Below are 19,360 nucleotides of genomic sequence, written 5' to 3'. Positions count from 1 at the left end.
ACCATGAAGACCACCCTGTCCATCGTCGCGGCCGGCGTCGCGCTGCTGCTCGCCGCGCCGGTGCTGCTGTCGCAGGGCCTGCTCAACGCGGCCGTGCAGATGCTCATCGCCGCGCTGTTCGCCAGCGCCTATAACGTGCTTTGCGGCCAGGCCGGCATGCTGTCCTTCGGCCACGCGGCCTACTTCGGCGTCGGCGCCTTCGCCACCGTGCACGCCATGAACGCGGTGGGCGGCGCGGGGCTGCTGCCCACGCCGCTGCTGCCGCTGGTCGGTGCCGGCCTCGGGCTGGTGTTTGGCGGCGTCGCCGGCTGGTTCGCGACGAAGCGCACCGGCACCTACTTCGCCATGATCACGCTGGCCATCGCCGAGCTGGTGCATTCGCTCGCGCCGCACCTCAAGGGGCTGTTCGGCGGCGAGGCCGGTGTCTCGAGCATGCGCATGCCGGCCTGGGGGTTCGATTTCGGCTCGACCACGCAGGTGTACTACTTGGTGCTGGGCTGGACGCTGCTGTGCGTGGGATTGCTCTACCTCTACACCCGCACCCCGCTCGGGCGCCTGACCTGCGGCCTGCGCGAGAACAGCCAGCGCCTGCGCTTCCTGGGCTACGACGTACACGGCCTGGGCGTGGCGGTGTTCGCGATCTCGGCCATGTTCTCCGGCGTCGCCGGCGCGCTGCAGGTGCTGTCCAACGAGTCGGCGAACTACGTGGTGTTTGACCCGGCCCTGTCGGCGTCGGTGATCCTGAACTGCTTCATCGGCGGCGTCAGCGTGTTCCTCGGCCCAGCCTTGGGCGCTGCGCTCATGACCTTCTTCGGCTATGCGATGTCGGACCTGACGCGGTCGTGGCTGCTCTATCAAGGCATCCTGTTCGTGCTGGTGATGCTGTTCATGCCCGCCGGCCTGGCGGGGCTGCCCGGCACTCTGGGCCGACTCCGCCGGCGCTTCGGCCTGGCGCGGCTGCTGCCGTTGGTGCTGCTGTCCGTAGGCGCGGCATCGCTGCTGAGCCTGGGCGGCACGTTCGCCGTCGAATTGCTCCAGCGCGTGTTCTCGCAGGACTACCGCGCCGCTGTGCAGATGAACCCGGGCGTCGCCTGGCCGGACGTGACGCTGCTGTCGCGCGCCTGGTCGCCCGGCTCGCCGGCCACCTGGGCGGTGCCCGCCGCGCTGTTCGCCGTCGGCCTGGCGCTCGTGTGGTTCGCCCGCCGCCTGCACCGGGCGCTGGAGGAGGGCGAGTCGGCGCCTCCGTCCGTCGCCTCCGCCTCCGCCTCCGCTACCGTCGTCAACGTACCCGTCACCCGGAGCCTCGCATGACCGAACCCGTCCTCCGCATCCGCGGCCTGCGCAAGTCGTTCGGGCCGACCGAGATCATGCGCGGCGTCGACCTCGATCTAGTGAATGCCGAGCGTCACGCGCTCATCGGCCCCAACGGCGCGGGCAAGTCCACGCTGTTCCACCTGCTCTCGGGCCACCTGGCGCCGAGCGCCGGCGAGATCGTCTTCGACGGCCGGTCGATCGGCGGGCGCACGCCGCAGGCGATCAACCGGCTCGGCCTGGCGCGCTCGTTCCAGATCACCAACGTGTTCCCAAAGCTGAGCGTGTTCGAGAACATCCGCCTGGCCGTCATGCGCGTGCACGGCCTGCAGTATTCGTTCTGGAAGTTCATCGACAACGACCGCGTCATCCGTCGAGAGACCGAGCGTCTGTTAGAACTGGTTCGCCTGACGGCGCGCGCTGCTACGCTGGCCGGCGAGATGGCGTATTCCGAGCAGCGCTCGCTGGAGATCGCCATGACGCTTGCCTCCGACCCTCGGCTAATCCTGCTGGACGAGCCGATGGCCGGCATGGCCACGGAGGAGACGCACTACACGGCACAGCTGATCCGCGAGGTCACGAAAGGCCGCACATTGATGATCGTCGAGCACGACATGGACGTCGTGTTCTCGCTGAGCGACCGCATCAGCGTGCTGGTCTACGGCCAGGTGATCGCCACCGGCACGCCCGACGAGATCCGCAACGACGCCCGCGTCAAGGAAGCCTACCTGGGCGAGGAGGCGCACGCATGAACGCCACCGCCACCGCCACCGCCACCGCCACCGCCACCGCCGCCGCCGCCGCCGCCGCCGCCGCCGACCGCCTGCTCGACGTCGCCGAGCTGCACGCCCACTACGGCAAGAGCCACATCTTGCACGGTGTCAACCTGCGGGTTGCGCGCAACGAGGTGGTCAGCCTGCTGGGACGCAACGGCTCCGGCCGCTCGACCACCATGAAGGCGATCATGGGCCTGGTAGCGCCCTCGTCGGGCCACGTCCGGCTGCAGGGCCGCGAGTTGGCCGGCGAGCGGCCCTACGCAATCTGCCGCGCCGGCATCGCCTACGTGCCCGAGGAGCGCGAGGTGTTCGCCAACCTCACGGTCGACGAGAACCTGCGCATGGGCGAGCAGGCCGCGCCGGCGGGCACGCACCGCTGGAGCGTGGCCGACATGTTCGACTACTTCCCGCGCCTGAAGGAGCGGCGCAACACGCGCGCGGGCAGCATGTCCGGCGGCGAGCAGCAGATGCTCACGATGTGCCGCTCGCTGCTGGGCAATCCGCGCGTGATGCTGATCGACGAGCCCACTGAGGGCCTGGCACCCAAGATCGTGGCGCAGGTCGGCGAGTGCATCCGCGACATGCACCGCAAGGGCGTGTCGGTGCTGCTGGTCGAGCAGAAGCTCGCCATCGCGCTGAAGGTCTCCACCCGCGTGTGCGTGATGGGCCACGGCCGCATCGTGTTCGAGGGCACGCCGCAGGAACTGACCGCCGACGAGGCCCTCGTCGCGCAATGGCTGGCCGTCTGAGCCGGCGTCTCCCTCTCCATCCATTTCTCTCTTTTCCATCGAAAGCCGACATGGCAACCACGAAGCCACACGACAAGGTCATCATCTCCTGCGCGGTCACGGGATCGGTCCATACGCCGACCATGTCCGAGTACCTCGCGCTCACGCCCGACCAGATCGCCGAGCAGTCCATCGAGGCCGCCAAGGCCGGCGCGGCGATCCTGCATCTGCACGCGCGCGATCCGGCGGACGGCCGGCCCTCGTCCGACCCGGCGGTGTTCGATCGCTTCGTACCGCGCATCTGCGAGGCCACCGACGCCGTCATCAACATCACCACCGGCGGCAGCACGCGCATGACGCTGGAAGAGCGCCTGGCCTACCCGCTGAAGGCCAAGCCCGAGATGTGTTCGCTCAACATGGGCTCGATGAACTTCTCCATCCACCCGGCGGCGCGGCGCATCTCCGAGTGGAAACATGACTGGGAGCAGCCCTACGTAGAGGGCATGGAGGACCTGATCTTCCGCAACACCTTCCGCGACATCAAACACATCCTGAAGGTGCTGGGCGAGGACTGCGGCACGCGCTTCGAGTTCGAGTGCTACGACGTCGGCCATCTCTACAACCTGGCGCATTTCGTCGACGAGGGCCTGATCCAGGGGCCGCTCTTCATCCAGAGCATCTACGGCATCCTCGGCGGCCTTGGCCCCGATCCGGAGAACTTGGTGACCATGCGGGCGACAGCGGACCGGCTGTTCGGCCGCGACGGCTACCGCTTCTCCATCCTGGGCGCCGGCCGCCACCAGATGCCGCTGCTGACCATGGGCGCGGTGATGGGCGGCAACGTGCGGGTCGGGCTCGAGGATAGCCTGTATCTGGGCAAGGGCCAGCTGGCGAAATCCTGCGCCGAACAGGTGCTGAAGATCCGCCGCATCCTGGAGGAACTGTCGCTGGAGATCGCAACGCCCGACGAGGCGCGTGCCATGCTCGGCCTTAAGGGACGAGACGCCGTCGCGTTCTGAAGGCGGGAGATCGACATGCACGGATTCCTCGAAGGACGCGTCGCCATCGTCACCGGAGCCGGCAGCGGCCTGGGCCGGGCGCATGCGCTGGCGCTGGCGAGCCACGGCGCGCGCGCGGTGGTCAACGACATTGCGGGCACGCACGCCGGATCGCCCGCGAGGGCGGTGGTCGACGAGATCGTCCGCGCGGGCGGTAATGCTCTCGCCAACGGCGGCGACGTCACCAATTTCGCGCAGATGCAGGCGATGGTGGCCAGCGCCATCGACCAGTGGGGCCACGTCGACATCCTGGTGAACAACGCCGGCGTACTGCGCGATCGCAGCTTCTCCAAGCTGTCGCTGGATGACTTCCGTCTGGTCATGGACGTGCATGTCATGGGCGCGGTCCATTGCACCAAGGCGGTCTGGGACCACATGCGCGAGCGCAGGCACGGTCGCATCGTGATGACGTCGTCGTCGTCGGGCCTGCACGGCAACTTCGGCCAGTCGAACTACAGCGCTGCGAAGATGGCGTTGGTGGGCCTGATGCAGACGCTGGCGCTTGAGGGCGAGCGCCATGGCATCCGGGTCAACTGCCTGGCGCCGACAGCGGCCACGGCGATGACCGAAGGCCTGCTCGCGCCCGAGGCGCTGGCGCGGCTGCAGCCGGACGCCGTGAGCCCGGGGCTGGTCGCGCTCGTGGGCGACGATGCTCCGACCCGCACCATCCTGCTGGCCGGCGCGGGCAGCTTCGAGAGCGCCCACATCACGATGACGCGCGGCATCTTCATTGGCGACGACGAGGGTCGGCCGAACGAACACAGCCGCAAAGACGTGGCCACCCAGGTGAGGTCACGGATGCAGGAGATCCACGACCGAACGGACGAGACCGTTCCGGCCACCGGTTTCGAGCAGTACCGGCTCGAACTTGCCAAGGCCGGCATGGACGTGGCGCTGCCGGGTTGAGGCCGGCGGCGCGAGCGGGAAGACGGTTCCATCAATCGCAAGGAGACATTCGCAATGAAGAGCAGCAACTCACGGTTGGCCCTGGCCACCATATCCATCGTGGCGGCGAGCGGTGCGCTGGTCGCGTGCGGCGGCGGCAGCGACAATGACGGCCCCTTGCCCGAGGCCGTGGCGGCGCCGACGCAGCCCGCCACGCCCGCGGCCCCGGCCACGCTCGGCTGCGAGCAATTGGTGGGCATGGCGATCCCGACGTCGTCGATTGGTTTGCCGACATCGGGCGCGACCGTCACGGCCGCGAACTCGGTCGCGGCCAGCGGGTCGGGCGTCACGGCGGTGCCGGCGCATTGCCTGGTTTCGGGCACTATCGCGCCCGTCGATATCCTCGCGCCGGAGATCAAGTTCCAGGTCGGGCTGCCGGCCAACTGGAACCGCAAGGTCGTGATGTTTGGTGGCGGCGGCTTCAACGGCACGATTCCCAGCGTGCGCTCCAACGTACCCAACGGCCCCACCGATCAGGCGACGCCGCTCGGACGCGGCTATGCGACCTTTGCGAGCGACTCTGGCCACCAGGCGCTGCTACTGGGTTCGCAGGACGGCCTGTTCGGCCTGAACGACGAGGCAGTGCGCAACTTCGGCGGCGATGCGCTGAAGAAGACGCGCGACGCGGCCTTCGCGATCATCGCGGCGCGCTATGCTGCAAGCCCTCTCAAGGCGTACTTTGCCGGCGGCTCGACCGGCGGGCGCGAAGCGCTGGCCGCCATCCAGAGATGGCCGGCCGACTGGGATGGCGCCGTCGCTTGGTATCCGGCCTGGAACGACGCCGCCGCGCTGCTGGCCGGCCACCGCGTGAGCCGCGCGCTCGCGCAACCGGGCGCCTACCCCAATCCCGCGAAGCGGCTCGCGCTTTACGACGCGGCGATGGAAAAGTGCGATGTGCTCGACGGCGTCGCCGACGGCCTCATCGCCAACCAAAAGGCTTGCAACGCCGTGTTCGATCCGTCGACCGCCACCCTGCGCGGCATTCCGCTGCGCTGCGCGGGCGGCGCCGACACCGGCGATTCATGCCTGTCCGACGCGCAGATCGGCGCCATGAACCTGGTCAACACGCCAGCCAACTTCCGGTTCTCGCTGGCCAGCGGCGAGACCCAGTACCCCGGCTTCAACATCTGGGGCGCCGACACCGGCATCACCAGTCGCACGTCGCCGCTGCAGCCGACCGTGACCTTTCTCGCCTTCGGCACCGCGCAGCCGGCGCGCGTCATGCCCGCGAACGCGCCCTATATCAGCGTGCTGACCGACCAGTGGTTGAAGTACTCCGTCACGCGCAACCCGCTGTTCGACTCGCTTTCTCTGGACCCGGAGAACCCCGGTCCGTGGGCAGGCCGCATCAGCGCGCTGAGCACGCAGCTGGACACGAGCACCGACATCTCGGCCTTCGCCGCGCGCGGCGGCAAGCTGCTGCTGGCCCACGGCCTGGCCGACGTGCTCGTGAGTTCGAGGGCTACCGAGGAGTACTACCGCCGCCTGCAGGTGGCCATGGGCGCATCGCAGGTCGATTCGTTCGTGCGCTATTACGAGGTCGCCGGGCTGGGCCACGCCGTGAGCAGTGTCTTCAACGCGACGTGGGACTCGCTCACCGCGCTGGATCGCTGGTCGGGCGAAGGCATCGCGCCGGTCAACCAAGTCACGACCGACACGGCGGGCGTGCCCGGGCGCACGCGACCGCTGTGCGACTACCCGCAGCGGCCGCAGTACCGAGGCTCGGGCAGCGTCGATAGCGCGACTTCCTTCCAGTGCGTGTACTAGGCTGAATCTACATTCAGCTCGTAGGCTTTGGGGGGACGAGCGATCGGGCATCCTCTTTACGACCCAGCCGTTATGAACTGAGCCGCGCGCAGTGGGCACGCATCGGGCATCGGCTGCCGTGCTTAAGAGCCTAGTCCAAGTAAAGATTGTGCGAAGACCGCTTCATACGAAGTTCACAAGACCACCGAAAAATGTGGGCATCTTTCTTGCGAAGCTGGTGCTTTCGAGCACCTGCGTTGATGTCTACATGGCCAAACTTAATGCTTCAGTACAAACTTTGACAATTGGCGGATTTCGAGCAGCCGTCACAGACATTACAAGACGGTGCACGAACCAACTGGATGGGTACGTTCATCTGCCAGCAGGCCCAGTTTCAGCGACTTGGAACTTCATGGGCGTTCACAGCGCTGGAGACTCGCGTTTTAACCTCGATATGAGCAAGCCTGAACACCAGGTGCTGCGGAAGCATCCAAGCAGACCAGCGATGAGAGCTTGATGTCTACCCATAAGGCCTGACGAAATAGAGGAGATAGCACTAGACTATTACCTGCTTCTAATTGTCAACACAATGGACAAGAAAAAAGCCCCCGCTGTTGCCAGCGAGGGCAAATCAGCCGCAAGGCAGCGGCCGAGGAGACATCAAGTACTCAGAATTAAATTCTAGACTGCACAAATGCCATTTTTAAGCAAATCCATGCGATGTTATTTCGAGGTTGGCGTTGTCGTTGGCGCTGCCCGAGGAGAAAGGCTTGATGTACCTAATTCCTGTGGTTTGGAGTCTTCCGGACTGAAGAATAAGGCATAAACAAGTGATACAACAAACATCAAAATAACAAGAGTCAAGCTTCCCAAAAGGACATTTTTGTTGACGCGTGGTCTAGTTTGGCGCGGAGGTACGTTTTCGTTCATGACATTTCCTGTGTAGTTGATAACGGACGCTATGCAGGCAAACCCTATGCACACGTCAGACATGATGCTGAGGGCAAGCCACAAAAGGATGTCCTGACGTTGAGTCCACAACGTTCTCACCGCTTTACCTACCCCCTGTAATTGCTCTGTCACGTTTTGCTGTCGTTCACCATGGCTGACCAAAGTCCTAAGGGCAATGTCCTCTCGGCCTCGGAACAGGAGGAGGCCGCAACGTCACGTTCGGAGGCCCCCCGGAGCGACGCCGCACAATCCTGGCTCGCACACGACTGGTTTGCCATGACGCCTTCTTCCGCAGGATGGACAACGAATCGTTTTCTCGCATCCATGGACGTGCATGGCATGGCACGCTGGCTGCCTCACTTGCGTGTTCTAAACTTGCCCGCAGGATATGTGCTTGTGAAAGCGCATGAGAAACCTCACTATGTCTACTTTCCGACCACGTCGATTGTTTCGTTGGTCCATGTCGAGGAAAACGGCTCGACCGTAGAAGTGGCAGTGACGGGAAGAGAAGGGTTCGTTGGCGTGCCCGTCGTCACAGGGGGGGATGTCATGCCGTACCAAGCCCTCATGCAAATTTCAGGGCAGGTCTGGCAGCTGCCTGCAGAGTTGCTCCGAACTGAGGTGGCATGCGCCGGACCTGTCTTGCGTCAACTGCTGCTGTTTGTGCAGGCGCTTTTGACCCAGATTTCGCAGACGGCTGTTTGCAATCGACAGCACTCGTTGGATCAGCATCTGTGTCGCTGGCTGCTGCTGATGTTCGACCGGCTCGAGGACCAGCAATTGTCGATGACCCAGGAAACGATCTCGACCATGTTGGGCGTGCGTCGTGAGACAGTGACCGAGGCCGCCGGTGCGCTGCAGGCAGCAGGCCTGATCCGCTACGCCCGCGGACGGATCGATCTCATGGACCGACGAGGTTTGGAAGCAAGAGCGTGCGAGTGCCATGCCATCGTTGCGCAAGAGTACCGACGACTACTTCGCTGATCACCAACTCGTGATCTGACAGATCTTGAGTGTTGAGCATGGATGACAGGTTCTTTTGTGGGAACGATGTGGGCGGCGGTTCAGATCGAGGCTTCGGCGAAGCGGCTGGACATCAGCAGGTTCGCATGCAGGCGGGAGGTGGACTCGTTGGCCGTGCGGGCCGGCAGGTTGTGCTGGGTCAGTAGGTTCCAGACCATGTCGTCGTCGGCGCGGAAGCGGCACAGCAGCATGTTGCTGGAGGCCAGTTTCATGATCTGCAAGGGCGACAGCGTCGCGATCAGGTGGGCCGACTCCTCCGAGATGCCCAGGCGGAACAGCGCCTGCGCCTTGTCCTGGCGGATCAGGCTCTGGGAGAGCATGAGGTAGGTGAGGTTGGCTTCCCGGATCTCCGTCAGCATCTGTTCGCTCGTCATCTTGTACCTTTGAGGACCGCAGTCCCGTGGTGGGATGACACAATTCTCAAAGCATTTGACAAGAACCTTAATCAGCAAGCCGCTGTTAATTAAAGCTTTATCGCCTACAGCTGAGCAAGGCAAATTCCTACGTCGTTGGTACTCAGTGAATACAAAAGGATCAATCAGATATTTCAGAAACAGTTGATTGCTATTATTTAAGTACTAACTTTATCAACACGAAGAATGCGACTTAAAATAGGTCTTTGATTTGAATTTCATACAGCGCTGGCTAATTTGCTTGAATCACCTTAGCAGTACCAGACACCTTTGAGCTTCAAACCTGAGGTGCATTAGGAGATGCCATGACAACTAAGCAGCAATGTCAACGCAGGCTGCCTGTCATGACACCTGGGAGACTCAATTCCTTGCGGCCTGCCTGCCCGCCATGACACCATGATGGCTCAATCGTTTTGCTGACTCGCAGGTTCTGTGGTGGCATGTTGAGAGCTGTTGGGCATCTTCCAAGGATGCCGATCCTCTGCACCCTCACTCCAGAATCTCTCCTTGTCTACTGTCGACAACGTCCTGATCGCGCGGCTGCCTGAGTCCGATCGAGCACATCTACTGTCTGGCGCCGAAGAAGTCAACCTCGCACTGTCGCAGGTGCTTTGGCATCCTGGCGAACCGTTGGCCTACGTGTATTTTCCCAGCCAGGGCTTTGTCTGCCTGACGGCGACGGACCCGCCCCCCTCAGGTCTGGAGATTGCCATGATTGGTCGGGAGGGGATGCTAGGGATGCAGGCGGTGCTGGGTTCCGATCGCACGCCGTTTCGTGCCGTGGTGCAAGGCGAGGGGCGGGCTTGGCGGATGACCACGGACGTGTTTAAGCGGCATCTAGACCGCCATCCCGCCACGAAGCAACTCCTTGATCGCTACGTGACGTTCCGTTTGAACCAGCTCGCGACCCTGGCACATTGCCTGTGTCACCACGAGGTAAAACCACGGGTCGCGCGTTGGTTGTTGATGGGCCAGGACAGGACCGGCTCGGATCGCTTTCAGGTAACGCAGGAGGCGCTAGGCTACATGCTGGGGGTACGCCGAGTGAGTATCACTGCTGCGGCGACAGCGCTGCAGCATCGCTATGTCATTGCCTACCACCGGGGACATTTGCAGGTACTGGATCGAGGGGCCCTCGAGCAGGCTGCGTGTGGCTGCTATCGCAGCGACCTCGATCGTTACGCTGCGCTGTTCCACGACACCCACTCGGGGTGACATCAACGCCGCCACGCTGCTCAACAGCGAGCGACCCAGTTCTGATGATCTGGAGTACACAGTCCGGCAGTTGATGTTTGACCGGCTCGACGACCAGCAGTTGTCCATGACGCAGGAAACGATCTCGACCATGCTGGGCGTGTGTCGCGAGACCGTGACCGAAGCAGCCGGTGCGCTGCAGGCAGCGGGTCTGATCCGGTACGCCCGTGGGCGCATCGTCGCCGGCCTGGAGCACCTGGGTTTCGAGGTCCAGGCTGCGGTAGACGGACAGGCCGGGCTGGCATCGATCCAGGCACGCCAGCCTGATGTCGTAGTCATCGACTTCCTGATGCCCGGCATGAACGGTGCGGCGTTGGGCAAAGCGGCGCAGGCGCAGTATCCAGCGCTCCCGATTGTCTTCGTCAGCGGTTACTCAGACACATTGGCACTCAACGGCATTGCCAATGCTGTGGTGCTGCGCAAGCCTTTCAGGATTGAAGACCTGCACCGTGCGGTACGAGCCGTGCTCGATCATGACGAGCAGGCGATCAGCACCTTCGGCGACTTGGCTTGAACATCTTCAAGGATCCGGATGCAACGCGGGCAAAACCCAAACAAACAACCTGTTTGTTTGATCCCGGATGCAGCACATTGCAAAGCACTTCAGCAACTTGTTAAAAGTAGTACATTGGTTTTCAGATGATTCGGATTGCGGCTTCGCCGTCTGAACTTGGTTAAAAACACTTTTATGCAGCTTGACTGTGGCAAGGAGTGAGCATGGCTTCAAACCATCGTGTGGTCGTCATCGCAGGTTCCATCGAAGGCATTGATGCCCTGGCCCGATTGACCAATGGTCTGCCTGCTGACTTTCCCGCTCCTGTGGTCGCTTATGTCCACGGCATGCATGACAACTTGACGGCGCGGTTGATTCATCAAAAATTCGATGGGTCTTTCACGTTGAAAGTCGCGTTCGCGCGCGATGGAGAGAAGATTCAAGCAGGTTACTTCTACATTGCCCCCGTGGGTCAAGAATTGACATTCACAGGCGTTAACACGCTTGGCTGCAGGCCTCCGACCGAGCCGGCAAGTGCAGATCATTTGTTTGAATCCGCGGCCTCTTGGCATGGATCAGGAACAGTAGGAGTCATCCTGAGCGGGTTGGGCAAAGACGGGGTTCGGGGTTTCAAGGCCATCACCGAGGTGGGTGGCATTCGGGTGGTTCAAAGTCCTAGCGAAGCCTCGTTCACGTCCATGCCTTCGAACGCCCTGATGGGCGACGATGTTCAGTATTCGGTCGTGCTGGACCAGATGAACGGTCTGCTGCACGACTTAATGGCACCCGTTGAGCACGAAAACGCCCGTTTTTAAGAACGCGCCGGATAAGGGCCGCAGATGACCAGCCATTCATCGCATGACACACAGGACGCTGAGATTTTGGCATCTGATTCGGTTGCTTTGGTGACTTCAATGCCGGTCATCAGCGCGCCCGCCAAAGATGACCCCGACCTGCTACACCGCAGCATCATGGACGTCCTTCGTCTCATCCGCGAGGATCTGGCCATGGACATGGTGCTCATCACGATCCACGTCGATGACCAAGTGGTGGTGAGCCACGCAGCCGCTGCTGCTGAAGAATGCAACATCGAAGGGCTCTCGCATCCCAGGGAGCTCAGCATTTGCCAACGAGTGCTTGAAGGGCGCTTACCAGCTGTGATCCCGGACATGGCCGCGTTGAAACAAACACACGATGTGCCGCCCACGCCTGTCGCGCCGGCGGCGTTCATGGCAGTACCCGTTGTCTTGAGTTGCGGAAGGCACTATGGCGTCTTGTGTTGCTTGAAATCAACCCCCATGCCTGAATTGGACGAACGTCATCATCGACGTCTACAGATGTCTGCGCAGCACATCGCCCGGCTGGTGGATGAAGCGGGATAAGACCTGTCAGTGAGCTTTATCGAATTTGTGATGTACTGCAACATGCCTGCGTGAAGATGTAGGCGTTTGCAATTCTTCTATTGATTAATCAGGTGATTTTGATTTATCAATATTGCGCAACCGAGTGCGTCATTTAGTCAGATGCCACCTTGCAGGCCGCTGAATGAAAACGAGTGGAAGATACTCCCAAAGTTAAAACTAACCATAAGCTTTGGAAATGTGATCGAATGCGAATCTTCGTCGCCTGTAATTCTTCACTGAGACTTGGTACGTGATAGATATCACTTATAACTTTTGGGGTTATTGCTTTATCTTTCGCAATTGCGAGCTTTGCTTCCTACGTGGCGCTGGATTTGGCCAAGCGGGTGCGCACGACCGACCAGTTTCTCGGCCGCGTGTGGTGGGGTGCCGGCTCTGCGGCCATGGGCACCGGCATCTGGTCGATGCACTTCGTGGGCATGCAAGCGGCCGCATTCCCATTCGCTGTAGGGTTTGGCTATGCGTTGACCGCGCTGTCCTGGGTGGCAGCGGTTGCAGTCTCGGCCATTGCGCTGTCGATCGCGAGCCGCACACGCCTTTCGTTGGGACGGTGGGTATTTGGGTCCTTGGCGATGGGCGCGGGCATCTGCTCCATGCACTACATTGGCATGGCGGCCATGCACATGGAACCAGGTATCCGCTGGTCTGTTGGTTGGGTGGTTGTCTCGATCGGCGTCGCTTTGGTTGCGTCGGCTGTGGCGCTGCAGATCTTCTTCGCCCTACGCCGCCTGCAAGGCAACGCCGCGCGCTGGGGACAGCTGACCGCGGCACTGGTCATGGGTGCGGCCATTTGCGGCATGCACTACACCGGCATGGTCGCTGCAGGCTTTCCGGAGAATGCCGTATGCCGCAGCATCGGCGAGTTGCGCGGCGACAGCCTGGGCCTGCTGGTGGCGGGCGCCACGATCGCGCTGCTGGCCATAACCAGCTTCACCTCGGCCATCGATGCGCGGCTGCAGGACAAGGCGGCCGTGCTTGCCGCGTCGCTACAAAAGGCCAACATCGAGCTCCAGCAAGGTCGTCGCCGAGGGCGTAGAAACCATGGCGCAGCGCGACGTACTCACCGCTGTGGACTGCGACGAGCTCCAAGGCTACTTTTATGCCAAACCCATGGCAGCAGCGTCTTTGGCACGATGGGCGCTGGAGCGGACTTACTTCTCCCAAGTTGATGGGCGTGCAAGCCATACCGCAGCGAAAAATGAACCGCCCTGAGAGCTTCGCAATTTAAAAATTCAGCGCTTTATTGTCGGACGCGCCCGCCGTTAGAAAAAGCCGAGTTGCCAAGATTTGTTGTATTGGCCTGGTTAGGTCTTATCGAATTCAACGCGACACCCCAGACCATCTTTAAAAAGCTTAATGCGGTAATCGCCAAACATGTGATGTAGCCAGAGTTGCGTCAGAAAATGCTCGAAGGTGGCTGGATGCCAGTAGGCGATTCACCGGCGGATGCCATGACGAGGGCGCGTGACGACTTTACGCGCCGCGCTACCATTGCTCGGCAGATCGACCTGAATAAAGGTTGATCTAATCAAGCAGTTCGGGTGCCAATCCGACTAGAAGGTTGATAAGCCAGCGTTTTCAGGCTGGACTTATTTGTATAAGTTGATGATAAATCAGCCAAATGTGATTTATCAACAGCAGTGATGCTTAGAGAACCGGAGCAAGAGGCTATAGATCAGCCCGTTCGGCAAGCCATAGCGCTGACTGAACGACATCCGCGATACTGATTTAAACGACTGCAGCGCGCGCGACCGAGGCGCCCTCTATGCCGTGGCGGCGCAGCGCCTCGGCGACGAAGCCGCTGGTCTTCATCTCCTCGACGAAATCGCCCAGCACCCGCGCGGCCGCTTCGCCGCGCGACTTCGGCACGCCCATCGCCTAGCGGATCACCATGAAGTGCCCGGGCAGCAGGCGCAGCCCGGGGGTACGCGCGCTGTCGGCCTCGAGCTGCTGCTTGACGCCGGCGGCGACGTCCATCCGCTGCTCCAGGAAGGTCGCGACCACCGTCGGCGAGGTCGGCGCGCGCACGATCTCCGCCCGCTTCAGCTCGCGCGTCAGGTACAGGTCGTAGGCGCTGCCCTTGCCGACGACCACGCTCGTGCCGGCGCGGTCGACCTCGTCGTTGGCGCGCAGCGGCGAGGCCTCGCGCACGAGGTAGGCACCCTCGATGTGGACATAGGCCTCGGTGAAGGCGATCTGCGCGCCGCGCACCGGATCGATGGCGAAGAAGCCGATGTCGGCGCGCTCGTCGGCCACTGCGAGTCACACGCGGCAAAGTCCACCGATCACATTGACTAGGCAAACCAGTATGCGGTCGTCATCATGAGCCAGGTTCGATCGATGAAGCTCAACGGTCACGACCCACACGTCTACCTCAATGACGTGCTGACCCGACTGCTCACGCACCTGAACAGTCGCATCGACGAACTGCTGCCGCACGACTGTAAGCCCTCGCGCTGACCGGCACGGCCGATGACTACCTGCCCGATGTCAAGATGGGACGGTCAGACATTCGATCTGCATCCTTCAAATCGAAATGACCGATTCCTTGTCCAGTAAGGCAGCTTGCGCGGCTCGTCCTGCACGCCACTGTGCCTCAAACAAATCAGGGGTCATGGGCCGCCCGAAGAAGTAGCCCTGCGCCATCTTGCAGCCCATGCCCAGCAGGATGGCCGCTTGGTTTTCATTCTCCACCCCTTCAGCCACTACGCTCATCTGCAACACCCTGGCCATGGAGACGACGGCCTCCGCAATGCCCCTGTCGTTCAAATCCGTTTCCAGGTCTCGCACGAAAGAGCGGTCGATTTTCAGCACGCTCACTGGAAAAGTCTTCAGATAAGCCAGTGACGAATAACCTGTTCCGAAATCGTCGATCGCGATGGTCAGGCCGATGTTGCGCAATCTCAACAAGATGCGCGCCACATTTTCCGGGTCTTCGACCAGGCCACTTTCGGTCACTTCGAGTTCGAGCTGCTGTGGATCGATGCCGTGACGCGTCACGATGCACTCGATTTCTTCGGCGAGATCGGGTGCCCTGAACTGCACCGCCGCGATGTTCACCGAGATCCGCACATCGCGTATGCCCATGTCGGTCCAGGCGCGTATCTGGCGGCAGGTCTCATCCAGAATCCAGCGGCCCATTGCGATGATCAGCCGCGATTCCTCGGCGACCGGTATGAAACGGTCGGGAGCCACGTGGCCTAGCTGGGGGTGGCACCAGCGCATCAATGCTTCGGCGCCGACGACTGCCTGGTCGGTCAGCCTGACCTTCGGCTGGTAGACCACCCGGAGCTCGCCTCGCTGCAGTGCGCCGCGCAAGGCGGATTCGAGTCGAGTGCGCTCGAACTTCGCGGCTTCAATCTCGTCGGTGAAAAACACCAGCTTGCGCTTGCCTGATTCCTTGGCACGGTAGAGCGCCATGTCGGCCTTGCGCAGCAGGTCGGCCACATTGACGCCGTCCTCCGGAAAGACCGAAACGCCGATGCTGGTGCTGATGCGGATGTCGTGGCCTTCGACAAGGAAAGGCGCATCGAATTTCTTGATGATCATGTTGCCCATCAAGCGTGCCGATAGCGGGGTCGCATGAGGCAGTAGAAGGGCGAATTCGTCACCGCCGATGCGTCCCACGAAGTCTTGAGTGCCAATGCATTCGCCCAGTCGCAGGGCGACCTCGGCAAGCAGCGAGTCGCCCACATGGTGGCCGAGTGAATCGTTGACGTTCTTGAAGCCGTCCAAGTCTAGGTAGCAGGTGAACAGCGTCCTGCCGCCGACCTGTGCATCTTCGATCGCGGCATTGGCGTGTTCCATGAACATGCGGCGGTTCGGCAGGCCGGTGAGCGAATCGAAGAAGGCCAGCTTGTGGATGGTCTCCTCGCTCAGCTTGCGCTCGGTCGTGTCTTCCATGACCAGGACGAACTGTACCGGACGGCCGGCGTTGTCGAACACCGCCGACACGGTCATGCCGCACCAGTACTCGGCGCCGTCTTTGCGGCGGTTCATCGTCTCGCCGCGCCAGATGCCGCCTTTCTCGATGGCCACCCACAGTTGCGCGTAGGCCTCCTGAGGCACCTTGGCCGCCATGAGGAAACCCGGGGTGCGACCGGCGACCTCCTGGAAGCCGTAGCCGGTCATCGACGTGAACCTGGGGTTGACGTACTCGATGTGGCCCGCGTGATCAGTGGTGAGGATGGCGCTGGCGGCGTGATGCACCGCCAGCGACGCGCGCTTGAGTTCGCGACGGATCGCATGGTCCTGGGTAACGTCCCGGAAGGCCAGTACCTCGCCGGTCGACAGCCCGTGCTCGTCTTGCAGCGGCGCGCGCGAAAGCTCGATGACCGCCGAGTGGCCGTCGGGCAATCCGATGTGGGCGGTGGCGGCTCCCGGTCGATCCAGACCGGTGACGTTGTTCGGAGTGCCGTCCTGAATCTGCAGGACTTCGTCGAGGAGCGAGCCCTCCATGCCCTGGTGGGCCATCCCCAGGATGCGTTCGGCCGCCACATTGGCATAGCGCACCCGTCGCTGCATGTCGATGGTGATCACGCCATCGGCGATCGAATGCAGGGTGACCTCGACGCGCTGCTTCTCCTGCTGTAACGTCAGCTCGCCGAGTTTTTCAGCGCTGATGTCGATGTCCAGACAGATGTACTTTTCGATCTTGCCCGTTTCGTCCTGGATCGGAACGACCGAGCGCCGTACCCACACGGTGGCGCCGTCGATCCGTGCGCACCTTACTTCGCCTTTCCAGATGACCGCTTCCTGTGACTGACGGGCGTGAGTGCGGTAGAGCTCGATGTCCAGCGACCAGCCGTCCCCGCGGCCGACGAAGGCGTCCCTGTCCCAGCCGCTGACCTGCGCATGCAGGTCGTTGGCATACACCACCCGCCCCTCGGGATCCAGTTCGATGACGATTACCGCCTGGTCCGTGGCGCGCTTGTGCTGCACCAGCGAGTGGGTGAGGGTTCCAATGCGCCGGCCGAACTTGTCGCGAAACTGGTTGGCCACCGAGTTGAACTGCTCCAGCGTCCGACGCACCTCTTCAGGCGCATTCATCGACACGGTGGCTTGGGCATCGAGTTTGCCCGCCTGCACCTGCTCGACGAAACGCTGCAGCGTGCCCAGATTGGAAAGCCAGCGCGACAGCAGTGCCCGGGTGACGAGAAGGCCCAACGCCAGTGTGCTGGTGCCGAACAGCAGGGTGTTGAAGAGCGTGGACCAAAGGTGGTCGGCCACACCGTCGACCAGGAAGCTCAGTCGCAGCACGCCGTAATCGCGTCCGCCCACCTCCACCACGCGGTTGACGTCCGGCAGCCGCTCGGCGACCAGCGCACGCAGCGTGGCAGGCGCTTTGGAGCGATGCGGTGGCGCATCGAATCGCAGTTCGTGGCCATCCACTTCCAGGTAGCGCGCGCTGCCAAAGGGCGTGCGATTCACGCCGGCGGCTAGCGTACGGTTGATCGCTTCGAGGTCGTTGACCACCGCCGCGTCGGCCACCGCCTGCGCAGTGATCTCGATGACCATGGTGGCGGTGTCGTTGGCGTCCTCGATCTCGCGCGACAGTTGGGCACGCAGAGCCAGGCCGAGCCCGCCGAACATCATGACGCTGAGCACCACGGCATAGAGCAGGAACACGCGATTGAGCAGCGAGCGGGGAAGGAGTTGCACGAGGACGATCCAGATCTGGTCGGAGAAGGTGTCAACGCTGGCCCGGGGGGGCGTTCTCGAAGAAGCGCAAGTAGCTGGCGTAGTCGTGTTGATCGGCAGCGACGAAGCCGATCGTCTCGCGCAAGCCCACCGTCTTCGATGCGTTCTCCAGCACCTGCCGCCCCACGGGATCGGATGTCATGCCGATGAAGGCGTCGCGCACCACCTTCGCCTGGACCGACGACACGCGGGGCGATGCCATCAGCGCCAGGTCGAAGAATGGCTCGGAGCTCCAGAGCACACGCAGCTTGCGTTTCTCGCGGGCAGTGAAACCATCGAGCAACTGCGAATTGCCACCCACGGCGGATACCTTGCCGCTGACCAGTTGGGCCAGCGCGCTGTCCATGTTGCCTCCGAACACCACCCGTACCGGGATGTGCTGGGACAACAGTCGGGCATGAGTCACCTTGTAGGCGATGAAGGCCTCGGGGCCCGGAAAACCGACTTCCTGATCCTTCAGCTCGGCGATCGACCGGATGGGCGAATCGTCGAGCACCACGATCTGGCCGCGTACCGGCGGCGAATCGCGGCGTGCCAGCACCGACCATCCCATGCGCGCCCGGCTCGGGCTGAACAGGTGGTTGGTGAATGCAAAATCGACTTCCTGCGCCAGCACGTAGCTGGTGGTGTCGGCGGACGTGCGGCCGATCTTCAGCCGCAGATCGACGCCACTGACTTTCGACACATGGCTAATGATCGGATTCCAGTAGCTGGCGGTGAGCTGAAGACCATACTGGTTGACCGGAGAGAATTCGAAATGCTGTGCCTGGGCGGTCGTCGAGGTGGTGGTTTGAGCCATCGCCGATGGCAGGCAGCAAGCGAGCAGGGCCGCGCAGGCCATCCGCCGGGCGATCGATAGGGAGATGGGGAGAGTGAACATGGAAAGGTGTCGAGGAAGTGCGGGCGGAATCAGGTTGCGCGAAAGAGGGCACGGCCGACGCCCGAGCGAAGTCGCTGGGCGGATGGCTGTCTCGTTGAAGGGCATTTAAAGCAAACGTCTCGGAGTGCGTCGCCGGACCGGTGTCGTCGAACACTGAAACGGAAAGGCTTCATTCCTGAATTTCGGTCAGCTCGAGAGGTTCTTGATAGTTGATCCGGGTCTTTTCGTTGGTGATCGAAATCGATGCAGTACGGATAAAGAATGATGAATGGTGAGAAACCAGTAGTACCAAATAATTATGATTGCACATTGATCGCTCGCGCTTGCCGTTTCGGAAGAAGGCTACCCACGGCATACGGGAACCCAGATCAAAGGGATTCAAAGCGACCGTCGGCCGCCAGATAAACTCCGTGAAAAATTGCACGGAACGTATCTTCGATAGATTCGCTTCTTCTGCTTCTATTGAGTTTGCAATGTCTTCACAACATTTTCTGACATCAACTTGGCCAAGCTTAATGAAACCAATTCGAATAGGTTGCAAAAAAATATACTCAATTAATTTCAGAGGACGAGCGCCATCATTTGCTCACGGCTAGTGGTGTGAACCGGAAGTCCGTATACAGAACTCTGCAACGGACTGAAGGATTCGATCGGCCGTCTT

The 19,360-nt window shown here is 61.8% G+C and carries 17 protein-coding genes and 2 pseudogenes; 14 read left to right on the top strand and 5 right to left on the bottom strand.

Going from position 1 to position 19,360, the window contains the following annotated elements; genetic code table 11:
* Nucleotides 1–3: 3 nt before the first annotated feature.
* From AC1MLT_RS21800 to AC1MLT_RS21770, 7 genes are all read left to right on the top strand, one after another.
* Nucleotides 4–1,311 (top strand): branched-chain amino acid ABC transporter permease, encoded by a 1,308-nt coding sequence (locus AC1MLT_RS21800; protein ID WP_481036950.1) that lies wholly within the window; start codon nt 4–6, stop codon nt 1,309–1,311.
* Nucleotides 1,308–2,063, top strand: coding sequence for an ABC transporter ATP-binding protein (locus AC1MLT_RS21795; RefSeq protein ID WP_481036463.1), 756 nt, complete (start codon nt 1,308–1,310; stop codon nt 2,061–2,063). The genes AC1MLT_RS21800 and AC1MLT_RS21795 overlap by 4 nt, the downstream gene beginning before the upstream one ends.
* Nucleotides 2,060–2,836 (top strand): ABC transporter ATP-binding protein, encoded by a 777-nt coding sequence (locus tag AC1MLT_RS21790; RefSeq protein WP_481036461.1) that lies wholly within the window; start codon nt 2,060–2,062, stop codon nt 2,834–2,836. Before AC1MLT_RS21795 ends, AC1MLT_RS21790 begins: the two co-directional genes overlap by 4 nt.
* A 50-nt stretch (nt 2,837–2,886) precedes the next feature.
* Nucleotides 2,887–3,834, top strand: coding sequence for a 3,5-dioxohexanoate:acetyl-CoA acetone transferase (gene kce / locus AC1MLT_RS21785; protein WP_481036459.1), 948 nt, complete (start codon nt 2,887–2,889; stop codon nt 3,832–3,834).
* A 15-nt stretch (nt 3,835–3,849) separates the two neighbouring features.
* Nucleotides 3,850–4,779 (top strand): SDR family NAD(P)-dependent oxidoreductase, encoded by a 930-nt coding sequence (locus AC1MLT_RS21780; protein WP_481036458.1) that lies wholly within the window; start codon nt 3,850–3,852, stop codon nt 4,777–4,779.
* 54 nt (nt 4,780–4,833) lie between these two features.
* Nucleotides 4,834–6,585: a tannase/feruloyl esterase family alpha/beta hydrolase gene (locus AC1MLT_RS21775; RefSeq protein WP_481036456.1), complete on the top strand. Its 1,752-nt coding sequence runs from the start codon at nt 4,834–4,836 to the stop codon at nt 6,583–6,585.
* Between the two features lie 1,206 nt (nt 6,586–7,791).
* A complete protein-coding gene (locus AC1MLT_RS21770) occupies nt 7,792–8,499 on the top strand; it encodes a Crp/Fnr family transcriptional regulator (RefSeq protein ID WP_481036455.1) in 708 nt (235 codons plus the stop codon).
* 80 nt (nt 8,500–8,579) lie between these two features.
* On the opposite strand, the gene flhD is transcribed toward AC1MLT_RS21770, so the two are convergent.
* A complete protein-coding gene (flhD, locus tag AC1MLT_RS21765; protein ID WP_481036453.1) occupies nt 8,580–8,912 on the bottom strand; it encodes a flagellar transcriptional regulator FlhD in 333 nt (110 codons plus the stop codon).
* A gap of 546 nt (nt 8,913–9,458) precedes the next feature.
* On the opposite strand from flhD, the gene AC1MLT_RS21760 reads away from it, so the two are divergent.
* The 6 genes and pseudogenes from AC1MLT_RS21760 to AC1MLT_RS21735 all read left to right on the top strand — a co-directional run bounded on the left by AC1MLT_RS21760 (nt 9,459) and on the right by AC1MLT_RS21735 (nt 13,331).
* Nucleotides 9,459–10,166, top strand: coding sequence for a Crp/Fnr family transcriptional regulator (locus AC1MLT_RS21760; RefSeq protein ID WP_481036451.1), 708 nt, complete (start codon nt 9,459–9,461; stop codon nt 10,164–10,166).
* Nucleotides 10,102–10,719 (top strand): response regulator, encoded by a 618-nt coding sequence (locus AC1MLT_RS21755; protein ID WP_481036449.1) that lies wholly within the window; start codon nt 10,102–10,104, stop codon nt 10,717–10,719. The genes AC1MLT_RS21760 and AC1MLT_RS21755 overlap by 65 nt, the downstream gene beginning before the upstream one ends.
* 203 nt (nt 10,720–10,922) lie before the next feature.
* The gene (locus tag AC1MLT_RS21750) at nt 10,923–11,513 is read left to right on the top strand and encodes a chemotaxis protein CheB (RefSeq protein ID WP_481036448.1); all 591 of its coding nucleotides are present in this window, start codon (nt 10,923–10,925) and stop codon (nt 11,511–11,513) included.
* A 24-nt stretch (nt 11,514–11,537) separates the two neighbouring features.
* On the top strand, nt 11,538–12,080 hold the full coding sequence (locus AC1MLT_RS21745; RefSeq protein WP_481036446.1) for a GAF domain-containing protein: 543 nt from the start codon (nt 11,538–11,540) through the stop codon (nt 12,078–12,080).
* Nucleotides 12,081–12,502: 422 nt separating this feature from the next.
* Nucleotides 12,503–13,039 (top strand): annotated as a pseudogene (locus AC1MLT_RS21740) (MHYT domain-containing protein); the annotation flags it as partial.
* Nucleotides 13,040–13,064: 25 nt separating this feature from the next.
* The gene (locus AC1MLT_RS21735) at nt 13,065–13,331 is read left to right on the top strand and encodes an EAL domain-containing protein (protein ID WP_481036949.1); all 267 of its coding nucleotides are present in this window, start codon (nt 13,065–13,067) and stop codon (nt 13,329–13,331) included.
* A gap of 516 nt (nt 13,332–13,847) precedes the next feature.
* Here AC1MLT_RS21735 and AC1MLT_RS21730 read toward each other — a convergent pair.
* A pseudogene (locus tag AC1MLT_RS21730) lies at nt 13,848–14,378 on the bottom strand (type 2 periplasmic-binding domain-containing protein); the annotation flags it as partial.
* 63 nt (nt 14,379–14,441) lie between these two features.
* On the opposite strand from AC1MLT_RS21730, the gene AC1MLT_RS21725 reads away from it, so the two are divergent.
* The gene (locus AC1MLT_RS21725) at nt 14,442–14,579 is read left to right on the top strand and encodes a transposase domain-containing protein (RefSeq protein ID WP_481036445.1); all 138 of its coding nucleotides are present in this window, start codon (nt 14,442–14,444) and stop codon (nt 14,577–14,579) included.
* A 66-nt stretch (nt 14,580–14,645) separates the two neighbouring features.
* On the opposite strand, the gene AC1MLT_RS21720 is transcribed toward AC1MLT_RS21725, so the two are convergent.
* The 3 genes from AC1MLT_RS21720 to AC1MLT_RS21710 all read right to left on the bottom strand — a co-directional run bounded on the left by AC1MLT_RS21720 (nt 14,646) and on the right by AC1MLT_RS21710 (nt 19,123).
* Nucleotides 14,646–17,780, bottom strand: coding sequence for an EAL domain-containing protein (locus AC1MLT_RS21720; protein WP_481036443.1), 3,135 nt, complete (start codon nt 17,778–17,780; stop codon nt 14,646–14,648).
* Nucleotides 17,781–17,811: 31 nt separating this feature from the next.
* Nucleotides 17,812–18,699 (bottom strand): phosphate/phosphite/phosphonate ABC transporter substrate-binding protein, encoded by an 888-nt coding sequence (locus AC1MLT_RS21715; RefSeq protein WP_481036442.1) that lies wholly within the window; start codon nt 18,697–18,699, stop codon nt 17,812–17,814.
* Between the two features lie 169 nt (nt 18,700–18,868).
* Complete coding sequence (locus tag AC1MLT_RS21710) at nt 18,869–19,123, bottom strand: hypothetical protein (protein WP_481036440.1); 255 nt, start codon at nt 19,121–19,123, stop codon at nt 18,869–18,871.
* Nucleotides 19,124–19,360: the final 237 nt, after the last annotated feature.

The sequence above is a fragment of the Variovorax sp. PEI5 genome (assembly GCF_056679935.1).
This window is presented reverse-complemented; position numbering and strand designations above follow the sequence as displayed.